At 40.8% G+C, this 21,067-nt stretch carries 26 protein-coding genes and 1 rRNA gene; 26 read left to right on the forward strand and 1 reads right to left on the reverse strand.

Annotated features, from left to right (window positions below):
- The first annotated feature begins 56 nt into the window (after nt 1–56).
- From rrf to rsmI, 14 genes are all read left to right on the forward strand, one after another.
- Nucleotides 57–172: ribosomal RNA gene (rrf, locus tag M2353_RS19770) — 5S ribosomal RNA — on the forward strand.
- Between the two features lie 170 nt (nt 173–342).
- Nucleotides 343–534: a sigma factor G inhibitor Gin gene (locus tag M2353_RS19775; protein ID WP_017359334.1), complete on the forward strand. Its 192-nt coding sequence runs from the start codon at nt 343–345 to the stop codon at nt 532–534.
- Between the two features lie 128 nt (nt 535–662).
- Entirely contained in the window at nt 663–1,277 is a 615-nt protein-coding gene (locus tag M2353_RS19780; RefSeq protein ID WP_017359333.1) for a 5-bromo-4-chloroindolyl phosphate hydrolysis family protein, read from the forward strand.
- 21 nt (nt 1,278–1,298) lie between these two features.
- Nucleotides 1,299–2,360: a toxic anion resistance protein gene (locus M2353_RS19785; protein ID WP_284725958.1), complete on the forward strand. Its 1,062-nt coding sequence runs from the start codon at nt 1,299–1,301 to the stop codon at nt 2,358–2,360.
- 77 nt (nt 2,361–2,437) lie between these two features.
- Nucleotides 2,438–3,844 (forward strand): aminotransferase class I/II-fold pyridoxal phosphate-dependent enzyme, encoded by a 1,407-nt coding sequence (locus M2353_RS19790; protein WP_284725959.1) that lies wholly within the window; start codon nt 2,438–2,440, stop codon nt 3,842–3,844.
- Nucleotides 3,841–4,479 carry a dTMP kinase gene (gene tmk, locus M2353_RS19795; protein ID WP_284725960.1) on the forward strand — a complete coding sequence of 213 codons (639 nt, stop codon included), beginning with the start codon at nt 3,841–3,843 and terminating at the stop codon, nt 4,477–4,479. Before M2353_RS19790 ends, tmk begins: the two co-directional genes overlap by 4 nt.
- A 79-nt stretch (nt 4,480–4,558) precedes the next feature.
- Nucleotides 4,559–4,888: a cyclic-di-AMP receptor gene (locus tag M2353_RS19800; protein ID WP_012008640.1), complete on the forward strand. Its 330-nt coding sequence runs from the start codon at nt 4,559–4,561 to the stop codon at nt 4,886–4,888.
- A gap of 12 nt (nt 4,889–4,900) precedes the next feature.
- Nucleotides 4,901–5,341 carry a YaaR family protein gene (locus M2353_RS19805; RefSeq protein ID WP_008341898.1) on the forward strand — a complete coding sequence of 147 codons (441 nt, stop codon included), beginning with the start codon at nt 4,901–4,903 and terminating at the stop codon, nt 5,339–5,341.
- Between the two features lie 11 nt (nt 5,342–5,352).
- Nucleotides 5,353–6,342: a DNA polymerase III subunit delta' gene (gene holB / locus M2353_RS19810; protein ID WP_284725961.1), complete on the forward strand. Its 990-nt coding sequence runs from the start codon at nt 5,353–5,355 to the stop codon at nt 6,340–6,342.
- A 2-nt stretch (nt 6,343–6,344) separates the two neighbouring features.
- Entirely contained in the window at nt 6,345–7,172 is an 828-nt protein-coding gene (gene ricT / locus M2353_RS19815) for a competence/sporulation regulator complex protein RicT (protein ID WP_024719352.1), read from the forward strand.
- 14 nt (nt 7,173–7,186) lie between these two features.
- Nucleotides 7,187–7,540: a DNA replication initiation control protein YabA gene (yabA, locus tag M2353_RS19820; RefSeq protein WP_007496228.1), complete on the forward strand. Its 354-nt coding sequence runs from the start codon at nt 7,187–7,189 to the stop codon at nt 7,538–7,540.
- Between the two features lie 55 nt (nt 7,541–7,595).
- Nucleotides 7,596–8,339 carry a tRNA1(Val) (adenine(37)-N6)-methyltransferase gene (locus M2353_RS19825; protein WP_017359328.1) on the forward strand — a complete coding sequence of 248 codons (744 nt, stop codon included), beginning with the start codon at nt 7,596–7,598 and terminating at the stop codon, nt 8,337–8,339.
- Nucleotides 8,326–8,625, forward strand: coding sequence for a GIY-YIG nuclease family protein (locus tag M2353_RS19830; RefSeq protein ID WP_019744059.1), 300 nt, complete (start codon nt 8,326–8,328; stop codon nt 8,623–8,625). The genes M2353_RS19825 and M2353_RS19830 overlap by 14 nt, the downstream gene beginning before the upstream one ends.
- A complete protein-coding gene (gene rsmI / locus M2353_RS19835; RefSeq protein ID WP_284725962.1) occupies nt 8,600–9,481 on the forward strand; it encodes a 16S rRNA (cytidine(1402)-2'-O)-methyltransferase in 882 nt (293 codons plus the stop codon). Before M2353_RS19830 ends, rsmI begins: the two co-directional genes overlap by 26 nt.
- A gap of 44 nt (nt 9,482–9,525) precedes the next feature.
- On the opposite strand, the gene M2353_RS19840 is transcribed toward rsmI, so the two are convergent.
- Nucleotides 9,526–9,816 carry a transition state genes transcriptional regulator AbrB gene (locus M2353_RS19840; RefSeq protein WP_087975202.1) on the reverse strand — a complete coding sequence of 97 codons (291 nt, stop codon included), beginning with the start codon at nt 9,814–9,816 and terminating at the stop codon, nt 9,526–9,528.
- A 515-nt stretch (nt 9,817–10,331) separates the two neighbouring features.
- Between M2353_RS19840 and metG the strand changes: the two genes are divergently transcribed.
- The 12 genes from metG (at nt 10,332) to spoVG (ending at nt 21,055) form a co-directional block, all read left to right on the forward strand.
- Nucleotides 10,332–12,332, forward strand: coding sequence for a methionine--tRNA ligase (gene metG / locus M2353_RS19845; protein WP_041506541.1), 2,001 nt, complete (start codon nt 10,332–10,334; stop codon nt 12,330–12,332).
- An 81-nt stretch (nt 12,333–12,413) separates the two neighbouring features.
- Entirely contained in the window at nt 12,414–13,181 is a 768-nt protein-coding gene (locus M2353_RS19850) for a TatD family hydrolase (RefSeq protein WP_284725963.1), read from the forward strand.
- A 244-nt stretch (nt 13,182–13,425) separates the two neighbouring features.
- The gene (locus tag M2353_RS19855; RefSeq protein WP_007496219.1) at nt 13,426–14,628 is read left to right on the forward strand and encodes a G5 and 3D domain-containing protein; all 1,203 of its coding nucleotides are present in this window, start codon (nt 13,426–13,428) and stop codon (nt 14,626–14,628) included.
- A 160-nt stretch (nt 14,629–14,788) separates the two neighbouring features.
- Nucleotides 14,789–15,349, forward strand: a complete 561-nt coding sequence (rnmV, locus tag M2353_RS19860; protein ID WP_024719356.1) for a ribonuclease M5 — start codon at nt 14,789–14,791, stop codon at nt 15,347–15,349.
- Entirely contained in the window at nt 15,342–16,220 is an 879-nt protein-coding gene (gene rsmA / locus M2353_RS19865; protein ID WP_024719357.1) for a 16S rRNA (adenine(1518)-N(6)/adenine(1519)-N(6))-dimethyltransferase RsmA, read from the forward strand. Before rnmV ends, rsmA begins: the two co-directional genes overlap by 8 nt.
- A 289-nt stretch (nt 16,221–16,509) precedes the next feature.
- Complete coding sequence (yabG, locus tag M2353_RS19870; RefSeq protein ID WP_007496216.1) at nt 16,510–17,394, forward strand: sporulation peptidase YabG; 885 nt, start codon at nt 16,510–16,512, stop codon at nt 17,392–17,394.
- A gap of 213 nt (nt 17,395–17,607) precedes the next feature.
- The gene (gene veg / locus M2353_RS19875) at nt 17,608–17,865 is read left to right on the forward strand and encodes a biofilm formation stimulator Veg (protein WP_003217979.1); all 258 of its coding nucleotides are present in this window, start codon (nt 17,608–17,610) and stop codon (nt 17,863–17,865) included.
- A 161-nt stretch (nt 17,866–18,026) separates the two neighbouring features.
- The gene (locus M2353_RS19880) at nt 18,027–18,212 is read left to right on the forward strand and encodes a small, acid-soluble spore protein, alpha/beta type (protein ID WP_017366434.1); all 186 of its coding nucleotides are present in this window, start codon (nt 18,027–18,029) and stop codon (nt 18,210–18,212) included.
- 147 nt (nt 18,213–18,359) lie between these two features.
- Nucleotides 18,360–19,229: a 4-(cytidine 5'-diphospho)-2-C-methyl-D-erythritol kinase gene (ispE, locus tag M2353_RS19885; protein ID WP_284726022.1), complete on the forward strand. Its 870-nt coding sequence runs from the start codon at nt 18,360–18,362 to the stop codon at nt 19,227–19,229.
- 55 nt (nt 19,230–19,284) lie between these two features.
- Complete coding sequence (gene purR, locus M2353_RS19890) at nt 19,285–20,118, forward strand: pur operon repressor (protein WP_007496210.1); 834 nt, start codon at nt 19,285–19,287, stop codon at nt 20,116–20,118.
- Nucleotides 20,119–20,156: 38 nt separating this feature from the next.
- Nucleotides 20,157–20,534 carry a 2-iminobutanoate/2-iminopropanoate deaminase gene (ridA, locus tag M2353_RS19895; protein WP_046527604.1) on the forward strand — a complete coding sequence of 126 codons (378 nt, stop codon included), beginning with the start codon at nt 20,157–20,159 and terminating at the stop codon, nt 20,532–20,534.
- A gap of 224 nt (nt 20,535–20,758) precedes the next feature.
- Nucleotides 20,759–21,055 carry a septation regulator SpoVG gene (gene spoVG / locus M2353_RS19900; protein ID WP_008357439.1) on the forward strand — a complete coding sequence of 99 codons (297 nt, stop codon included), beginning with the start codon at nt 20,759–20,761 and terminating at the stop codon, nt 21,053–21,055.
- The last annotated feature ends 12 nt before the right edge of the window (nt 21,056–21,067 follow it).

Below are 21,067 nucleotides of genomic sequence, written 5' to 3' on the forward strand. Positions count from 1 at the left end.
TAATGTGAAAAATGAACATTGTTATCTAGTTTTGAGAGAACATTCTCTCCATCAGGTTTGGTGGCGATAGCGAAGAGGTCACACCCGTTCCCATACCGAACACGGAAGTTAAGCTCTTCAGCGCCGATGGTAGTTGGGGGTTTCCCCCTGTGAGAGTAGGACGCCGCCAAGCTTTTCAAAGGATCAGTTCCAGTCGGAACTGGTCTTTTTTGTGTTTTAAAAAAGGAACAAACACTCGATCTGGCATGGATACATATACTAAACTATCATCTAAAACATTCTTAATTTTGTATACAATTGAAAGCGCTAGGGCATACTGAAGCTATAAGTGGAGGTGTCACAATGAGCAAAAAAGAGCGAGAAGCAATTTGTTTGATTTGTGAAGAGAAAAAAACAAAGGGAATTTATTTATATCATCAGTTTTTATGCCGAGATTGTGAACGGAAGTTAATTTCTACATCAACCTCGGATCCTAGTTATGCTGATTATGTAAGAAAGCTTAAAAATCTTCATACGCCGCCTTTGTATTCATAGACCATTAGTTGGTCTTTTTTTATGGGCAATCAGGGATTGGGCCTGTTTTTTGGAACTTAGTTTGGACATCAACCGTAATAAATAATAAGATAAACAGAGAGCCTGATTATTCATAGGAGTCGATGAACATGAAATCAATTTTTTACACATTTGTATGGGCCGTTCTCTCTACTCTTTTTTCGCTGGTGATTTTAACTGTCAGTATTGGTGTTTTCCATCATCATGTTGGATTGTCGATACTGTATGCGATGATTGGGTGGGGTGTGATGTTTGCAGGAAGCCGATGGGCTGCCTTCCAGTTGTTTTTGAAGAAACACGGACTGTCTCGCAGTGATTATGTATATATTAAACAGCACTTAAAAGAAGCTGGGCAAAAGCTGGTTCGTTTGAAGAAAGCTTTATTTGCTGTGAAGAACGTACAGACGATCAAGCATAATTATGAAATTCTTCGGCTTGCACGACGCATCTATACGATAACAAAAAAGGAACCGAACCGGTTTTATGATGCACAGCGGTTTTATTTTGAGAGTTTGGATTCTGTTGTTGAATTAACTGAGAAATATGCACTGCTGTATAATCAGCCGAATCGTAGCCATGAGCTTGAAATGACATTAAGCCAAACTCGAGTTACGCTGACTGAACTGCAAAAGCAATTAACGAATGATTTACAGCAAGTTTTAGGAAGAGATATAGAAGCACTTCATATTGAACTTGAAGTGGCCGATAAAATGATTAAAAAATAGATATGAAAGGAGTCAAACTCGATGAAACTAGAAGATCCAGTCATACCACCAGCCCCATCTACTACAGATCTTCCGTTTCGGGTGTTTGATACCTTATCTGATGAGGAAAAGCAGGAGGCGCTACAGCGAGCTGAGAAGATCCCTGACCATCCACAAAAACTGCTTTTCTATGGCACACGTGTGCAGGAACGATTGTTAGAACAATCAAAACAAATGATGCAATATGTGGAGAAAAAAGATATTGATCAAATCGGAGACGTTCTAGAAGCTTTTTTGCAGCAACTGCATTTAGTGGAGCCAGAGGATTTATTGCCAAAGAAGCGAGGCTTTTTTTTAAGGTTGTTTCAGCGAGAAAAGCGTTCTACTCAGGAGATCATATCTCGTTTTAAACAAGCAGAAGCACAGATAGAGAGATTGTCAGCAAGGCTTCGTTACGCAAGAGGTGTGTTAATTTCGGATCATAAGTTATTAGAGCGTTTATTTGAGGAAAATCAATCATACTTTCAAGAGATGACGTTACAGGTTGCAGCAGTTGAAGCAAAATTGACGCTGTTAGAGCAACATGCCCTAACAGAATCACAGTCACATGATCGGACATTAGAGGAACAATTGATGAGTCGGGAAGTCGATGAAGAAGAATATATGGAGAGATTAAAAGAACGGAAGTATGATTTGTTGTTGAGCCGTCAAATCGCACTGCAATGTAATGCCCAAATTCGAATGATTCAGCATACAAACCATACATTAGCCAATCATATTCAATCAACTGTTTCCGCATCAATTCCTTTATGGATCAACCAAATGTCGATTGCGTTCAATCATATTCAGCAACGAGCCAATTCAGCGCTTGAGCAGCGTATCCAGCAAACATATGAACAGGTATCGAAGCAGCAAGGACAGCTGCTTGAAGATGCATCCTTAACGCCTATAGATACGTTGAAAAAGGTTCAGCGCCAATTGGCCGAAACATTGCAGGAAACGTTGCAGGTAAAAGAACATGGGAGCCAAGAACGAGCTCAATTAAAAAGTAGCATGCATGAGGCAGAGCAGAAGCTGGTGAATCATAAACCAATAAAGGAATGAGAATCCATCTTTCAGTTCACTTGTTTGAACGTTATAATAGATATAAGATATCGTTTAAGTGAAAAGGGTCGATTTGTTTGAAAACACCTTTATATACAGCATTATCACAACATGCGGAAAAGAAGCCCTATTCTTTTCACGTTCCGGGACATCACAATGGAGATGTCTTTTTTGATGAGGCACGGTCCTATTATGAATCCATTCTTCAGCTGGATGTGACAGAACTTGAAGGTCTAGATGATCTTCACCATCCGACTGGGGTGATTCAAGAGGCAGAGGATTTATTGGCAAAGCTATATGGAGCTAAACAAAGTTTTTTCCTTGTGAATGGCACAACCGTTGGCAATTTGGCGATGGTGATGTCTGCGTGTCAGACTGGGGAGGGCATTTTCGTTCAGCGAAATTGTCATAAGTCTGTGTTCCATGCGATTGAGCTTGCGGGAGCGACGCCTATTATGCTAGAAACCGAGAGTGATCCGCACTTGCACGTCCCAACTCATGTGACGGAGGAAACAGTCAAACAAGCTATGGCGACACATCCTAACTGCCGGGCAATCGTTTTGACATATCCGAACTACTACGGACATGCAGCTGATTTATCAGGGCTCATTCAAATGTGTCATGAAGCTGGCATCATTGTATTAGTTGATGAGGCACATGGTGCTCATTTTGTATTAGGCGGTGCCTTTCCTCCTTCTGCCCTTTCCTATGGAGCAGACGTGGTGGTACAATCAGCACATAAAACCCTTCCGGCAATGACGATGGGGTCTTATCTCCATCTTCAAGGAGACCGAATTGATGTGAAGCGGATAAAGACGTTATTAACGATGCTTCAAAGTAGTTCACCTTCCTATCCAATTATGGCTTCGTTAGATGTGGCGAGAGCTTATGTGGAGGAGTTGAAGGGAAAAGGGTTAATGGACGAAATCATGAGAGACTTGGCAAAGCTGAAAGCACAGTTCAATATGATCTCCAATCTCGAAGTGGTTGAGTCTGACTCTTTACCTATGGATCCATTAAAATGTGTCATTCGTTCAACAAAAGGGCTGACAGGCTATGAACTCAAAAAGGTGCTTGAGTCGGTGGATGTTCACCCAGAACTTGCGGATGAACATCAAGTCTTACTCGTTTTTGGTCTAAGGCAGACAAAGGACATTTCTTTTACAGCTATAGAGCAGGCTCTTCAGCAAAGTGATTCATTGCTTGTAAAAAAAGAGCCTCAAACGGGATCGCTCTTCTTAGAGGACGATCAGCAAAAGCGAGATGTAGAAGCTGTTCCATTCGAAAAAGCAGCTGGCCGGATTAGTGCAGAATCGGTCATTCCCTATCCGCCTGGCATTCCTTTGATGATTAAAGGAGAACCGATTGAATCAGATCAAATTGCGACGTTAAGCCGTTTGCTTGGGCATCAAGTTCATGTGCAAGCAAGTCAGGTGATTCACCAGAGAAAATTATATGTTTATATAGAAGAGGAGACACTATGAGCGGTATGTTTATTACGTTTGAAGGACCGGAGGGTGCTGGAAAAACGACAGTGATTCGAAAAGTGTACGAAGAAATGGAACGTCAAGGATATGCAGTGATGGCGACACGTGAGCCTGGAGGCATCGACATTGCAGAGCAAATTCGTGAAGTCATTTTAAATGAAAAAAATACAAAAATGGACGCAAAAACAGAGGCATTGCTTTATGCAGCAGCTAGAAGGCAGCATTTGGCTGAAAAAGTAGAACCGGCATTGAAGCGGGGGGAAACTGTTTTATGTGATCGTTTTGTTGACAGCTCCCTTGCTTATCAGGGCTATGCGAGAGGGCTTGGGATTGAAGAAGTCAAATCCATTAATGATTTTGCCATTGATGGCACGATGCCGCAAATGACCATTTACTTTTCCATTACACCAGAGGAAGGTCTAAAGCGAATTGATGCCAATCAAGGAAGAGAAAAAAATCGATTAGATATGGAAACACTGAATTTTCATCAAATGGTCAGAGAAGGATATGAGCTTCTGATTGCGCAATCACCAGAACGATTCCGTGTAGTAGATGCGTCTCAGCCTGTTCAGGATGTCTTTAATGAAGTGTTTAAGCTGATTCAGGACACATTAAAGAAAAATCAAATATGACCTCATTCCCAATCGTTGTTATAATATAGAGGAAGACATCGGCATGTCACCTGTGCCTAAAATGAAGGAGGCCAATCAAATGAAATTAATTGTTGCCGTTGTACAGGATCAAGATAGCAGCAAGTTATTGAAAATATTGACCGAACATCAATTCGGCGTGACAAAATTAGCTTCGACTGGTGGATTTCTAAAGTCTGGGAATACGACTTTTATCATTGGTTGTGATGATGTCCGAGTGGATAAAGCGTTACAGCTAATCAAGGAAAATTGCCGTAAACGTGATCAAATGATCGCGCCTGTATCACCAATGGGTGGAAATGCAGATTCATATGTACCATACCCTGTTGAGGTTGAAGTTGGTGGAGCTACCGTCTTTATTCTGCCAGTTGAACAATTTCATCAATTTTAAGGATGGGTTGCTGTGAAAATTAATCAAGATATGCGGCTGCTTTTAGAAAAGCGTGAACTTCAAGCGATGAAAGGAAGCCAAACTTCAGCATCGTTTAAATCATCGATGGAGACACAAAGTGGTAAAATGCGTTTAGAGCAGCTGACAGTCATGCTGAGCGATATCGAAGTCTTCGGCAAGAAACTGACAAAGTCACGAAACCTTAAAGATTTGGCTAGGTTTAAAGGACTTGTGAAACGCTTTGTAAAAGAAACAGTCGATAATGGATTAAATATAGAGACATCAAGGAGCTTTGACATTTATGGCAACACGCGAACACTCGCTTTAGTCAAAGCATTAGATGAAAAACTGATTGAGTTAACAGAGGATATGATGAATCAAGAGAAACCCTCGATTGATTTGCTTGAACGTATTGGAGAAATAAAAGGTTTATTGATTAACCTTTACACATAGAGAGTGATAACATGGCAATTAGCTGGGATGACATGAATGATCTACAGCCGCGCGTCATGCGGCTGATTTTTAATAGTATTGATAAAGACCGACTGGCTCATGCTTACTTATTTGAAGGAGAAAAAGGGACAGGAAAGCTAGATGCTGCGATGCTTTTAGCGAAGAGCTTTTTTTGTTTGGAAGCAGGAGTGAAACCATGCGAGTCCTGTCAAAACTGCAAAAGAATTCAGTCTGGCAACCATCCAGATTTACATCTAGTGCAGCCTGACGGTCAATCAATTAAGAAGGCGCAAGTGCAGGCTTTGCAGGAGGAATTTACAAAAGCAGGCGTAGAATCGCATCGGAAAATGTATATCATTCTCCATGCGGACAAAATGACGGTCAATGCTGCGAACAGTTTATTAAAGTTCCTAGAGGAGCCCAACCGGGAAACGATGGCAATTTTAATCACTGAACAATCGCATAAAATGCTGGATACGATTATTTCAAGATGTCAGATGCTTAGCTTTCAGCCGCTGCAGCCGCAATCTTTGGAGCAGCAGCTTTTACAAGAAGGCGTGTCTCAGGATCTCGCAAGGCTTTTGTCGAATTTAACCAATAATTTAGCAGAAGCACTCGAATTAAGTCGAAATGATCAGTTTGCAGAGTCTAGAGCGAAAGTGATAAAATTGTATGAAGTCTTACACCAGCGAAAAGAACATGCATTTTTTTATATACAAGATCAATGGATGCCTTTTTTCAAAGAGAAAGACCTTCAAGAAACTGGTCTTGATATGCTTTTATTTATATATCGTGATGTATTGTCGATTCAAATAGGAAATGAAGATAAAGTCATTTATCAAGACTTATTCCAGACAATGAAGCAGCACGCGCTGCATTCCACACAGCAAATGGTGACGAATCAGATCCTTGCTGTATTAGAAGCGAAAAAGAGACTTCAATCCAACGTGAATGCCCAAGGGCTAATGGAGCAATTGGTGTTGATGTTGCAGGAGGGATAAGCTTGTACAACGTAATTGGTGTTCGCTTTAAAAAAGCGGGCAAAATCTATTATTTCGATCCTAATGGATTTCATATAGAAAATGATAGTTGTGTCATTGTAGAAACGGTTAGAGGTGTTGAGTACGGGCAAGTGGTCATCGCCAATAAAAAAGTAGATGAACACGATGTGGTTCTCCCTTTGCGTAAGGTGATTCGCGTCGCAGACGAACGAGACCGGCTCATCGTTGAGGAGAACAAAGAAGCAGCGATGGCAGCCTTTGACACATGTCTTCAGAAAGTAAGTGAACACGGCCTGGAAATGAAGCTGGTCGATGTCGAATTTACATTCGACCGCAACAAGGTCATCTTCTATTTTACAGCGGATGGCAGAGTAGATTTCCGTGAGCTGGTCAAGGATCTTGCATCTATCTTTAAGACGAGAATTGAACTTCGTCAAATCGGTGTTAGAGACGAGGCAAAAATGCTAGGCGGCATTGGTCCGTGTGGCCGTATGCTTTGCTGTTCAACTTTCTTAGGAGATTTTGAACCTGTGTCCATAAAAATGGCAAAAGATCAAAACCTCTCGTTAAACCCTACTAAAATTTCAGGGCTTTGCGGCCGTTTGATGTGCTGCTTGAAATATGAGAATGATGAGTACGAAACAGCAAAAGAACAATTACCGGACATCGGTGAAACGATTCAGACGTCTAATGGCTCTGCAAAGGTAGTAGGGCTTAATATTTTAGAACGAATTTTGCAAGTTGAATTAACCGGGCAAGAAAAAGTGATAGAATATACTTGGGAAGAATTAATACAAGAAGGCGTTGTATCTGCACAAACAACTGAGTAACGAGGTGTGCCACCTTGGATAAAAAGGAACTATTTGATACGGTGATTAATTTAGAAGAACAAATCGGTTCTCTTTATCGCCAGCTAGGTGATTTGAAAAATCATATCGGTGAAGTGATTGAAGAAAATCATCAGCTGCAGATGGAGAATCAGCACTTGCGTGAACGTCTGGATCAATCCGATCGAGATAAATCGTCTGAGGCAGAGCATGATTCTGCCCAGAAGCCAAGTCATTCTGATATAGGAGAAGGTCATGATAACCTCGCTCGTTTATATCAGGAGGGCTTCCATATTTGTAATGTACATTATGGGAGCATTCGGAAAGAGGGAGACTGTTTGTTCTGTCTGTCATTTTTAAATAAAAAATGAGAAAAGGCTTCCGCTGAATCGGGAGCCTTTTTCACAGGAAAAGAAAGGATACATCATGGTTTCGTTAAGAGAAGATGAACGTTTAGACTACTTGCTTGCAGAAGATATGAAAATTATTCAAAGTAAAACGGTGTTCGCCTTTTCATTGGATGCAGTGTTATTAGCAAAATTTGCGTATGTGCCGATTCAAAAAGGGGAGATTATTGATCTTTGTACGGGAAATGGCATTGTTCCATTGCTGCTTTCGACGAGATCTAAAGCCTCTATTACAGGGGTTGAAATTCAAGAACGCCTGTTTGATATGGCAAAGAGAAGTGTGGCGCATAATCAACTGGAGCAGCAGATTGAGTTGATCCATGGTGATTTAAATGATATGCCTAAACGGTACGGGAACCACAAAGTAGACGTGATTACTTGTAATCCGCCATATTTTAAGACTCCTTCTAAGGATGAAATCAATGAAAATGAGTATTTGGCGATCGCACGTCATGAGATTCATTGTACATTAGAAGATGTCATTCGTGTTTCTTCCACTTTGTTAAAGCAAGGAGGCAAACTGGCAATGGTTCACCGCCCTGGACGGCTGCTTGAGATTGTTGAAATGATGAAGAAATACCGAATTGAGCCAAAACGAATTCAATTTGTATATCCGAAACAGGGAAAAGAAGCGAATACCATTTTAGTGGAAGGGATGAAAGATGGAAAGCCGGATTTGAAAATCCTCCCGCCGCTTTTTGTTTATGGAGAAGACCAAGAGTATACAAAAGAAATCAGGACGATACTGTATGGAGAAGCATAGTCATTATTTCTATGTATTGAAATGTGCAGATGGCAGTTTGTACGCTGGGTATACAAATGACTTACAAAAAAGGCTGACTGCCCATAATAGTGGGAAGGGTGCAAAGTATACGAGAGCTAGACGGCCGGTGGAACTCTATTACCACGAATGCTTTTTAACAAAAAGAGAAGCCATGCAACAGGAATATCGTTTCAAAACGTGGACACGTCGAAAAAAGGACATGTATATAGAAGAAAAGCGAATCAAAAAGGAGGCGGCACATGAAAAAGACACAGAAAAGCTTTGATGGTCAATCAGAAATGGGTATTCTTTATCTCGTACCAACCCCGATTGGAAACTTAGAAGATATGACGTTTCGCGCGATACAAACGTTAAAAGATGTAGACTATATTGCCGCAGAAGATACGAGACAAACGAAAAAGCTTTGTCATGTCTATGAAATTGATACCCCATTAACGAGTTATCATGAACATAACAAAGATAGCAGTGGTCATAAGTTAATCGAATGGTTAAAAGAAGGAAAGAACATTGCACTCGTGAGCGATGCCGGTTTACCGACGATCTCTGATCCAGGAGCCGAAGTGGTTCGCGACTTTACGAACATCGGAGGCTATGTCATTCCGTTACCTGGTGCAAATGCAGCACTTACGGCGCTCATTGCGTCAGGAATCGCACCTCAGCCATTTTTCTTTTACGGTTTTCTTGATCGTCAAAAAAAGGAAAAGAAAAAACAGCTGGAAGCATTGAAGAAACGCCAAGAAACAATTGTTTTCTATGAAGCGCCCCATCGGTTAAAGGAAACGCTCACTGTGATGAAAGAAGTGTGGGGGAACCGGAATATTGCCATTACGAGAGAACTGACAAAGAAATTTGAAGAGTTTATTCGTGGAGATTTAGAATACGCGCTGGCTTGGGTGACAGAACAACAAATCCGTGGTGAGTTCTGTCTCGTCGTACAAGGAAATGATCAGGATGAAGAAGAACTGAATGAAGAAGCTTGGTGGAACTCTTTATCTGAAAAAGAGCACGTGATCCATTACATAGAGGAAGGGTTAACGTCAAAAGAGGCTATTAAACGTACTGCGGTTGAACGTGGTGTGCCAAAGCGAACGATCTATGATGCGTATCATATTGAACAATAAAGAAAGGTTCTTGCAAACGGTGCAAGAACCTTTTTATATAAAACTTATTTTTGTGATTGAAGTTGGTTTTGGATTTCGTTAATGATTTGCTCTGCACCTTCACGGCTAAGAACTAATTTACCATTAGCAAGTTTAAGGTTATCGTCTGATACTTCACCTGTTACTTGGCAAGTCATGTTTGGTTTATATTTTTTTAGGATAATTTTTTCATCATCAACATAAATTTCCAAAGCGTCTTTTTCTGCGATTCCTAACGTACGGCGAAGCTCGATTGGAATCACCACGCGTCCTAATTCGTCAACTTTACGTACAATACCTGTAGATTTCATCTTCATTCTCCTCCCAAAAAGTTCTTATTCTTAATATAATATTATCTTCGTCATTATTCGACAAATTCCTTACATTCCTAGCATAACAAGGTTTCCATAAATCGTCAATCATTTTGTTTACTATTGTTTGTAAAATATGACTCTTAAAGTCAAAGGACCTTGAAACTACCGGTGTATAAGGATTTTTCAGAATTTATCTATAAAAATATGAAAAATGACGATAACAGATTAACAAGACTTTTGCCCTAATTTAGCCAATTGTAAATCTGGAAATAGATTTCATACGACAATATTCGACAAAATGTCGACAGGTTTGTCGTTTTTTTCGAAAAACTCCTCTTTTTCAATCTTTTCATCTTGTTCTATGTATATATGCTTGATCTTAAAGGCTAAGATGGTATCATAGAGGAAGCACAAGCGCAACAAATAATTGAATAATGCACATTTTAATGATTTCATAACCGCTCTCGTCCATTGGGCGGGAGTTTTTTGACATTTACACACAAGCAGGAGGTTCCGACATGCCGGAAAAGAAAAAAACGTTTTATCTGACTACACCAATTTACTATCCGAGCGGAAAATTACATATTGGACATGCTTATACGACAGTGGCAGGGGATGCCATGGCTCGATATAAACGTCTGCAAGGCTATGATGTGATGTATTTAACGGGTACAGATGAGCACGGACAAAAAATTCAGCAAAAAGCTGAAGAACAAAATATTACACCGATTGAGTATTTAGATCCGGTCGTTGCTGACATTAAATCATTATGGAAGAAACTTGACATTTCAAACGATGATTTCATTCGTACAACGGAAAAAAGACATACGAAAATCATTGAGCAAGTCTTCCAAAAGTTGCTTGATCAAGGAGATATTTATTTAGATCAATATGAGGGCTGGTACAGTATTCCTGATGAAACATTCTATACGGAAACACAGCTTGTTGATGTTGAGCGAAATGAGAAAGGGGAAGTCATTGGAGGGAAAAGCCCAGACAGTGGACACCCTGTTGAATTGATTAAAGAGGAATCATATTTCTTCCGTATGAGTAAGTATGCAGATCGCTTACTAGACTATTACGAAAAGAACCCGTCGTTCATTCAGCCTGAATCAAGAAAGAATGAAATGATTAATAACTTCATTAAACCAGGGTTAGAGGATTTAGCTGTATCAAGAACAACCTTTGATTGGGGCATTAAAGTACCTAATAATCCGAAGCACGTCATCTATGTATGGATTGATGCGTTATTCAACTACTTAACAGCGATTGGCTACGGAACCGATCAAGATGAAAAATATAAAAAATATTGGCCTGCCAACGTACACCTAGTCGGGAAAGAAATTGTACGATTCCATACAATTTACTGGCCAATTATGCTGATGGCACTTGATCTGCCGCTGCCAAAACAAATTTTTGCACATGGCTGGCTGCTCATGAAAGATGGCAAAATGTCTAAATCAAAAGGGAACGTAGTAGATCCTGTTACGTTAATTGATCGCTATGGTCTTGATGCTCTTCGTTATTACCTGCTACGCGAGGTCCCATTTGGTGCAGACGGTGTGTTTACACCAGAAGGATTCGTGGAACGTGTAAACTATGACCTTGCCAATGATTTAGGGAACTTACTTAACCGTACAGTGGCGATGGTGCAAAAATACTTCGACGGTACATTAAGCAGCTATAAGGGTCCAGTCAATGAGTTTGATGAGGAACTAAAAGCTGTAGCTGAACAAACGGTGAAAGCCTATGAAGAAGCGATGGAAAACCTCGAATTCTCGGTGGCTCTTTCAAATGTTTGGACATTAATCAGCAGAACGAATAAATATATTGATCAAACAGCTCCTTGGGTATTAGCGAAGGATGAAACAAAACGAAAAGAACTGCATTCTGTAATGTACCATTTAGCAGAATCACTTCGAATCACAGCTGTATTGTTAACACCATTCTTAACAAAAACACCTGAAAAAATCTTCTTCCAGCTTGGAATTGAAGAAGAGAAACTCAAAAGCTGGGAAAGCATTCTTTCTTTCGGTGCGATTCAAAAAGCGACGGTACAAAAAGGTGAGCCGTTGTTCCCTCGTTTAGAGGTTGAAGAAGAAGTGGCATACATTAAAGAGAAGATGCAAGGAAGTGCGCCTAAGGTAGAAGAAGAGTCAGTTGAAATAGAAGAAACTGAATTACCTGAACTGGGTGCCGAAATTGCCTTCGATGATTTTTCGAAAGTTGACCTTCGTGTAGCACAAGTATTGGAAGCAGCACCAGTGAAAAAAGCTGATCGTCTCTTAAAGCTTCAGCTTGATTTTGGATTTGAAAAGAGACAAATTGTCTCAGGGATTGCCAAGCATTATCAACCAGAAGAATTGGTAGGGAAGAAGCTCGTCTGCGTAGCGAATCTCACACCAGTTAAACTAAGAGGGGAAATTTCCCAGGGAATGATTTTAACTGGAGAAACTGGTGGTAAATTGCAGGTTCTTGAAGTAGATCAATCTCTAGCAAATGGAACGAAAATTTTATAATTTAACAAAGGTGTTCCACGTGTAACATTTCGTCGAACACCTTTTGTTTTTCAGAAGAATTGTCGAAAGGAGCCATCAACCATGTTATTTGATACACATGCCCACTTAAATGCTGAACAATATAATGAAGACTTAGAGCAGGTGATTGAAAGAGCCAAAAGTGAAAAGGTAGAGAAGATTGTGGTGGTCGGGTTTGATCGTCCAACCATTACGAGAGCGATGGAGCTAATTGAAGCATATGATTTTATGTATGCAGCCATCGGCTGGCATCCTGTTGATGCCATTGATATGACAGATGAAGATTTGGCTTGGATCAAAGAATTATCTCAGCATGAAAAGGTTGTTGCCATTGGAGAAATGGGTCTAGATTACTATTGGGACAAGTCGCCAAAAGATGTGCAAAAAGAAGTCTTTAGACGTCAAATTGCTCTTGCAAAAGAAGTGAATCTGCCAATTATCATTCATAACCGTGACGCTACGGAAGATGTAGTGACGATCTTAAAAGAAGAAGGAGCGGCAGAAGTCGGAGGAATTATGCACTGCTTTACTGGCAGCCTCGAAATTGCAAAAGCGTGTATGGAAATGAACTTTTATATCTCATTCGGTGGACCTGTGACATTTAAAAATGCGAAAAAACCGAAAGAAGTTGTAAAGGATATTCCAAGTGGTCGTCTTCTGATTGAGACAGACTGCCCGTATTTAACTCCAGCGCCATTTAGAGGGAAACGAAATGAGCCGAGCTATGTGAAATATATCGCAGAACAAATTGCTGAATTGCGAGAAATAAGCTTTGAAGAGCTTGCTGCATTGACAACAGAAAATGCGAAAAAAGTTTTCCGTATAAACTGACAGTATATGATGTCAATCCTTGTTTAAGCTTGTCCAATTGTGAAACATAACGAAAAAGTTCTACACGTTTGCGCCTCCTCATAGGATAAGTTGTCGATAAGTCTTTCTTCCCTTCCTTCCAAAAATCTCCCATAATAGGTTTACAATCGAGCATTTTTGTCCAGTGGGTGGAAGGGTTGACAGGTTTTGAGATACTCTATATAATCTCTCCGAGGAGAAGGAGGCGTTTTTCATCGTACAAAAAATGAAAAATCTGTTTTCTGTCAAGCTAGGAAAAGGCAAGGTTTTATTTCTAGTCGCTTGCTTGCTTTTAGCTGGAACTGGGACGGCTTACGGTGCGCATGAGCTCACTAAGCAGTCTATTACCATTTCAATCAATGGCAAAGAGAAGACAATTCGTACACATGAAGAGACAGTAGCACAGCTGCTTTCAGACCTTGGAATAAGGACCAGGGCGGAGGATCATATCTCTCCAAGTCTAAATACAAAGATTCAAGACAACATGAACATTGTGTATGATGCGGCTATACCGGTTCATCTCACCCTAGATGGGAAAGAGAAAACGATATGGACAACAGATCAGACGGTTGGAGCATTATTGAAGAATGAGAAGATAGATATTGGGAAGCACGATCAAGTAACTCCAGGAAAGAATGACAAGATTAAAAAGAATATGGATCTTGTGGTTCAGCAGGCCTTCCAGGTCAGCTTAAACGATGGAGGAAAGGATAAGAAAGTGTGGACCACTTCGACTACGGTCGCTGACTTTTTAAAGCAACAAGAGCTGAAGCTCAAGAAGCACGATAAGATCAAACCTGCGTTACATAGTCACCTTTCTAAAAAAAGCGCAGATGTGAAGATCACTCGGGTGGAAAAAGTCACCGATGTAGTGGAAGAGAAAATTGCTTTTGATACCAAACATAAAAAGGATCGATCTCTTGAAAAAGGAAAAGAGAAGGTGCTTGAAAAAGGTGAAGAAGGTAAATTAAAGAAGCACTATGCCATTGTGAAAGAAAACGGCAAAGTGGTGTCTAAAGAATTAATTAAAGAGGTTACTGCAAAAGACAGTAAGGATCGTTTAGTGGCCGTTGGTACACAAGTGTCCAAGAAAGAACCTAAAGCGTCCCCTGCGGTTTCAAGAAGTAATGAATCGTCAGGAAAAGAGTTCTATGTGACGTCCACAGCCTATACAGCGGGCTGTGCTGGATGTACGGGCAGAACGTCTACAGGCTTTAATTTAAAAGCAAATCCAGGTGCAAAGGTCATAGCAGTTGATCCGAGTGTCATTCCGCTGGGCTCTAAAGTGTATGTGGAAGGTTATGGGTATGCCGTTGCATCAGACACTGGATCTGCTATAAAAGGGAATAAAATTGATGTGTTCGTCCCAAGTAAGTCGGCAGCTTATCAATGGGGGAATAAACGAGTGAAAATTAGAGTGCTCAAATAAACACATCAAATCATTTATATGAACAGAGGGCTTTGCGCACCCTCTGTTTTTTTGGTTATAATAGAAGCACTGTTTTCTAATTAATTAGACGCAAAAACAGCATGGAAGGTTTCATTTTTTGACAAAAAAATGTAGATTGTTTTTGCAAGCGGAGGAATACATGAAAATCAAAGAAATCATTGTGGTGGAGGGTCGTGACGACACTGCTAGAGTAAAGATGGCAGTTGATGCAGATACGATTGAAACGAATGGATCTGCCATTGGCGATACAGTCATTCAACAAGTGCGTCTTGCTCAGGAGACGAGGGGGGTTATCATTTTAACTGATCCTGATTTCCCTGGGGAAAAGATCCGTAAAACCATCGCAGAGGCTGTCCCTGGCTGTAAGCACGCCTTTTTACCAAAACACCTTGCGAAAGCGAAGCGGGACAAAGGAATTGGTGTCGAGCATGCTTCCTTGGATAGTATTCGAGAATGCCTTGCACATGTCCATGAGGAAATGGAAGAATCAGAAAGCGAGATTACGTTAGACGATTTATTTGACGCAGGCCTTATCGGAGGCGAAGCATCAAAACGCCGTCGCGAACGATTAGGTATGCTTTTAAATATAGGATATACAAATGCGAAGCAGCTACAAAAGCGTCTTCACATGTTCCAAATAACGAAAGAGGATTTTATTGCGGCCTTAAAGACCGTCATGCAGGAGGAAGCCGATGAATAAAGATATTGCCACGCCCATCAGAACGAAGGAAATACTGAAGAAGTACGGTTTCTCTTTTAAAAAGAGCTTAGGGCAAAACTTTTTAATTGATACGAATATTTTAGATCGCATTGTCGATCATGCAGAGATTACGGATGAGACCGGTGTGATTGAAATTGGCCCTGGTATCGGTGCGTTGACTGAACAGCTCGCCAAACGGGCAAAGAAAGTCACGGCTTTTGAAATCGACCAGCGACTATTGCCGATTTTAAACGATACGCTTTCTCCATATGATAATGTCACCATTATTCATCAAGACGTATTAAAAGCAGATGTAAGAAAGGTGATTGAAGAACAATTTGCTGACTGTAAAGAAGTAATGGTCGTAGCAAACCTTCCTTATTATGTGACGACACCAATTATTATGAAATTGCTTGAAGAAAACCTTCCATTGAAAGGAATCGTTGTCATGCTGCAAAAAGAAGTAGCAGATCGCATGGCCGCTGCTCCTTCATCAAAAGAATACAACTCTTTGTCGATTGCAGTGCAATTTTATACAGAAGCGAAGACGGTCATGGTTGTGCCGAAAACGGTTTTCGTCCCACAACCAAATGTGGATTCAGCGGTGATCAAACTAACTGTTCGTGAAACACCTGCGGTCTCAGTAGACAATGATACGTTTTTCTTTCAACTGATTCGTGCGAGTTTTGGCCAGCGCCGGAAGACATTGATGAATAACTTGATGAACAATCTGCCAGATGGTAAGAAACATAAAGCTATCATTGAAGAAGCCCTTGTAACAGCTGAGGTTGATGGGAAACGCCGCGGTGAATCATTGTCAATCGATGAATTTGCCCGTTTGTCCAATGTTTTACACAAAGCCCTCTCATAAGGGCTTTTCAGCGCGTGTAGACAAACCCTCGCATTCGGTGTCAGTCCTGCGCGCTGGTGCTCACGAATGTCAAATTCGCTCCGTGCCAGTGCTCGTTCTTCCTAGACTACAAAGGTTTTCTATCACGCTGAAAAGAAGACAAAGCCCTTTCATAAGGGCTTTTTTCTTTTGGTTTTCACCACTTCACCTGTTCAGGCATAGGCTAGAAAGAACAACACACCTGAAAGAAGAACAAGTGTAGCGTAAGACGATACCAACAGGATAAGAGCCTGATTGTGGAGTGAAAAGCATGCAATTTCAAATAGGAGATATGGTGACGAGGGCATCCTATCAGATGGATATTATGTTTCGTATCATTCGAATTGATGAGACAGACCAGCACGAAGCCACCGCCATTTTGCATGGGAATGAAGTGAGGCTGATTGCCGATGCGAAGATGTCAGATTTGGTCTTGATTCAAAAAGAGGAGCAGCTGACAAGAGAGAAGGACGATGAACGGAAAATTAACGAATCGCTCGACTTACTCAGGCAAGATTATCAGCTGCTTCGTGAAAAACAAGAGTATTATACGTCTGGACAATATCAGCATCAGGAGCAGTATTTTCATATGCCCGGAAAGGTTCTGCATTTAGATGGAGATGCTTCATACTTAAAGAAATGCTTAGATGTATATGAAAGAATCGGTGTACCTGTGTATGGTGTGCATTGCCACGAGAAGAAAATGCCAAGCATGATTGATTCATTAATTGATCAATACCGGCCTGATATTTTGGTCATCACAGGACATGATGCGTATTCTAAACAAAAGGGCGGTGTACACGATATCGGTGCATATCGTCATTCTCGTCATTTCGTTGAAACGGTTCAAAAGGCAAGAAGGAAGGTTCCGCATTTAGATCAGCTCGTGATCTTTGCAGGTGCCTGCCAATCTCATTTTGAATCATTAATTCAAGCAGGTGCTAATTTTGCAAGCTCACCCTCACGTGTCAACATTCATGCACTTGACCCCGTCTATATTGTTGCCAAGATCAGCTTCACTCCATTTGTAGATCGAATCAACGTGTGGGATGTGCTCCGAAATACGCTGACGAGAGAAAAAGGTCTCGGAGGGATTGAAACAAGGGGTGTTTTAAGGGTAGGTATGCCATATAAAAGAGACCATGAATCGACATAACCCGACTGATTTCAGTCTGGTTTTTTTTATGCTCAAAAAGAAATTTCATATGAATACATAATTCACCGGAATTTGAGAAAAATAGGGAGGAGAAAAGGTAGAAGTTTGTCAAAATTATTTTGTTGACAATGGCTCGTGTTGGTTGATATAATTTAATTTTTATTTGACAAAAATGGGCCGTTGTTGTATAATTATCTCAGTGAGGTGGATGCAATGGCGAAGACTTTGTCCGACATCAAAAGATCGCTTGATGGTAACTTAGGTAAACGTTTGACGTTAAAGGCTAACGGAGGCCGCCGAAAAACAATTGAGCGTTCGGGCATTTTAGCTGAAACGTACCCTTCTGTTTTTGTGATTCAATTAGATCAAGATGAGAATTCGTTTGAAAGAGTTTCTTACAGTTATGCAGATATACTGACTGAGACGGTTGAATTAACGTTCGATGATACCGCTAGCTCAGTCGCCTATTAATGGGCAGTGAACTTTTTGTTTACTGCTTTTTGTTTTGCCTTTTTTCTGTATGGGAGGCTGTCCATTATTTGAAAGGGGTAAAAGGCAGGAATCGATGCAAAATAAGAAAGCCACAAATGAGTGGCGATGATTCGAATTCTCGACCAAAGGGGCTGTTTCGTTTGGGTAGACGCCGAGGCATTATGTCAGATGAGTTCAAATACGAGCTGGCGAAGGATCTTGGATTTTATGATACCGTCAAAAATGGAGGCTGGGGAGAGATTCGTGCGCGTGACGCAGGAAATATGGTCAAACGTGCCATTGAATTAGCTCAACAGCACATGGCTCAAGAAGAGAATCAACGATAAAGAAATGATCAGGGATACCTCGGGTGTCTCTGGTCTTTTTTGCTTGAAAAAGTGAGTGTGCTGGGGGCAAAAGCCAATATTCATCAGATCCATCAAATGTGATACAATATTGATACTTATGTTTAGATGGAGAAGTAGGTGAAATGTTTGCGTATTTTAGAAAAAGCACCGGCAAAAATTAATCTCTCACTTGATGTTCATGGAAAAAGACCGGATGGATATCACGAAGTGGAGATGGTGATGACAACAATAGATCTTGCAGATCGACTAGAGCTGACGGAGCTGGACAAAGACGAAATCCGTGTATCATCTCATAATCGTTTTGTGCCAGATGATCAACGGAATTTGGCTTATCAGGCAGCTAAATTATTAAAAACAAGATTCGGTATTCAAAAAGGCGTATCGATTGTCATCACAAAAGCAATTCCCGTCGCAGCAGGTTTAGCTGGAGGCAGCAGTGATGCCGCAGCAGCGCTTCGCGGCTTAAACCGTTTGTGGAAGTTAAATCTCACGTTAGATGAACTAGCTGAGCTTGGAGCGGAGATCGGCTCAGATGTCTCTTTTTGTGTACACGGAGGGACAGCGCTAGCGACAGGACGTGGAGAGAAACTAAAGCATATTGCGACACCGCCGCATTGCTGGGTGATTTTAGCGAAGCCGGTGATTGGGGTATCTACAGCTGAGGTCTACAGACAATATGACGCAAGCAAAGTAGAACACCCAAATGTACAGCGTATGATTGAAGCAATTGAAGCGGAAGATTATAAAGAGATGTGCGGCTCACTCGGTAACGTGTTGGAATCTGTGACATTAAAGATGTATCCGGAAGTCGATATGATTAAGAGACAGATGAAGCGTTTCGGAGCAGATGCTGTATTAATGAGCGGCAGCGGGCCAACTGTATTTGGCTTGATTCAATATGAATCGAAGGTACAAAGAATATATAACGGACTGAGAGGATTTTGTGATCAGGTTTACGCTGTCCGCATGATCGGCGAACAAAATACCCTTGATTAAATCCGTATATTAAGTTATATTATTCATAAATTATTCGGGTTCTGGGGGTAAGTTCATGAAGTTTCGTCGAAGCGGCAGATTGGTGGACTTAACAAATTATTTGTTAACCCACCCGCACGTACTAGTACCTTTAACTTTTTTTGCAGAGCGATATCAATCTGCGAAGTCCTCTATTAGTGAAGACTTAACGATTATCAAACAGACCTTCGAACAGCAGGGAATAGGGACTTTACTTACTGTACCTGGCGCTGCTGGCGGAGTGAAATATATTCCAAAGATTCATCTAAAAGAAGCAGACGAAGTCGTCAACGATATCGGAGAGGCATTATCAACTCCTGAACGTGTGCTTCCTGGCGGTTATTTATATTTAACTGATGTTTTAGGCAATCCATCGATTCTTGCGAAAATCGGTAAGCTTTTTGCGACCATTTTTTCGGATCGACCGATTGATGTTGTCATGACTGTTGCGACGAAAGGTATTCCGATTGCCTATTCTGTTGCAGGTTATTTAAATGTGCCTGTTGTGATCGTTAGAAAAGATAATAAGGTAACTGAAGGATCAACTGTGAGTATTAATTATGCATCAGGTTCTTCTAACCGAATTCAAACCATGTCACTTGCAAAGCGGAGCTTAGATAAAGGATCCAATGTGTTGATTATTGATGACTTTATGAAAGCAGGCGGAACCATTAATGGCATGATGAATCTTCTAGAGGAATTTAATGCAAATGTTGCAGGGATCGGTGTTTTATTAGAAGATGAAGGCGTAGATGAACGTCTTGTCGATGAATATGTATCGCTTTTAAAGCTTTCAACCATTGATATGAAGCAGAAAATCATTGAGATTAATGAAGGTAATTTCCACGAGTTTTTTCATTCGAAAGCTTAAGCTTTGATCAAACATGTATTTGAATGGGAGAGATTGATATGACAAAAGTTGTTCAAACCAAAAACGCGCCAGCAGCCATTGGACCTTACTCTCAAGGGGTTATCGTCAATAACATGTTTTACAGCTCAGGGCAGATTCCGTTAACGCCAGCTGGAGATTTTGTGAATGGAGATATTAAAGAACAAACACATCAAGTGTTTCATAATCTTAAAGCCGTCCTTGAAGCAGCGGGTGCTTCCTTTGAAACAGTCGTGAAAGCAACGGTTTTCATTAAAGATATGGAACAATTCGCTGAAGTGAATGAAGTGTACGGTGAATACTTCCATACACATAAGCCAGCTCGTTCATGTGTAGAAGTAGCCAGACTTCCAAAAGATGCACTTGTAGAAATTGAAGTTGTGGCATTAGTGAAATAAACAGGCCATCTCTTTGGAGACCGTTTGGTTTCATTATATGTATGAAAAGGCATCGTCATGATGTCTTTTTTCACGCAACCGATGTAAGCGCCGTCATTAAAATGACAAAAAATGTATAAATATCCCGATATTTCAAAAAAAGTTTAAAAAAAGAGCAGGAGAATCACCACAATCGTTGAATACCTAATTAATGCTTTTATATTGGGAAAAGGTGGTGAACTACTGTGGAAGTTACTGACGTAAGATTACGCCGCGTGAATACCGATGGTCGCATGAGGGCGATTGCATCCATCACGCTGGACCACGAATTTGTTGTTCATGATATTCGTGTGATTGATGGAAACAATGGCTTGTTTGTTGCAATGCCTAGCAAACGTACGCCTGATGGAGAGTTTCGCGACATTGCACATCCAATTAATTCAAGCACTCGGGGTAAAATCCAAGATGCTGTTTTAAATGAGTATCATCGCTTAGGCGAAGAGGAAGAGACGATTGAATATGAAGAAGCTGGAGCTTCTTAAAGATATGTGAAC

Source organism: Bacillus aerius, from assembly GCF_029894105.1.
GTDB lineage: Bacteria > Bacillota > Bacilli > Bacillales > Bacillaceae > Bacillus > Bacillus altitudinis.

Excerpts from the sequence above, each read along its gene's own strand:
- M2353_RS19775 (WP_017359334.1), top strand. The coding sequence starts at position 343 with ATGAGCAAAAAAGAGCGAGAAGCAATTTGTTTGATTTGTGAAGAGAAA.
- M2353_RS19780 (WP_017359333.1), top strand. The coding sequence starts at position 663 with ATGAAATCAATTTTTTACACATTTGTATGGGCCGTTCTCTCTACTCTT.
- M2353_RS19785 (WP_284725958.1), top strand. The coding sequence starts at position 1,299 with ATGAAACTAGAAGATCCAGTCATACCACCAGCCCCATCTACTACAGAT.
- tmk (WP_284725960.1), top strand. The coding sequence starts at position 3,841 with ATGAGCGGTATGTTTATTACGTTTGAAGGACCGGAGGGTGCTGGAAAA.
- M2353_RS19800 (WP_012008640.1), top strand. The coding sequence starts at position 4,559 with ATGAAATTAATTGTTGCCGTTGTACAGGATCAAGATAGCAGCAAGTTA.
- holB (WP_284725961.1), top strand. The coding sequence starts at position 5,353 with ATGGCAATTAGCTGGGATGACATGAATGATCTACAGCCGCGCGTCATG.
- M2353_RS19825 (WP_017359328.1), top strand. The coding sequence starts at position 7,596 with ATGGTTTCGTTAAGAGAAGATGAACGTTTAGACTACTTGCTTGCAGAA.
- M2353_RS19830 (WP_019744059.1), top strand. The coding sequence starts at position 8,326 with ATGGAGAAGCATAGTCATTATTTCTATGTATTGAAATGTGCAGATGGC.
- rsmI (WP_284725962.1), top strand. The coding sequence starts at position 8,600 with ATGAAAAAGACACAGAAAAGCTTTGATGGTCAATCAGAAATGGGTATT.
- M2353_RS19840 (WP_087975202.1), bottom strand. The coding sequence starts at position 9,816 with ATGAAGATGAAATCTACAGGTATTGTACGTAAAGTTGACGAATTAGGA.
- metG (WP_041506541.1), top strand. The coding sequence starts at position 10,332 with ATGCCGGAAAAGAAAAAAACGTTTTATCTGACTACACCAATTTACTAT.
- M2353_RS19850 (WP_284725963.1), top strand. The coding sequence starts at position 12,414 with ATGTTATTTGATACACATGCCCACTTAAATGCTGAACAATATAATGAA.
- M2353_RS19855 (WP_007496219.1), top strand. The coding sequence starts at position 13,426 with ATGAAAAATCTGTTTTCTGTCAAGCTAGGAAAAGGCAAGGTTTTATTT.
- rnmV (WP_024719356.1), top strand. The coding sequence starts at position 14,789 with ATGAAAATCAAAGAAATCATTGTGGTGGAGGGTCGTGACGACACTGCT.
- rsmA (WP_024719357.1), top strand. The coding sequence starts at position 15,342 with ATGAATAAAGATATTGCCACGCCCATCAGAACGAAGGAAATACTGAAG.
- yabG (WP_007496216.1), top strand. The coding sequence starts at position 16,510 with ATGCAATTTCAAATAGGAGATATGGTGACGAGGGCATCCTATCAGATG.
- veg (WP_003217979.1), top strand. The coding sequence starts at position 17,608 with ATGGCGAAGACTTTGTCCGACATCAAAAGATCGCTTGATGGTAACTTA.
- purR (WP_007496210.1), top strand. The coding sequence starts at position 19,285 with ATGAAGTTTCGTCGAAGCGGCAGATTGGTGGACTTAACAAATTATTTG.
- ridA (WP_046527604.1), top strand. The coding sequence starts at position 20,157 with ATGACAAAAGTTGTTCAAACCAAAAACGCGCCAGCAGCCATTGGACCT.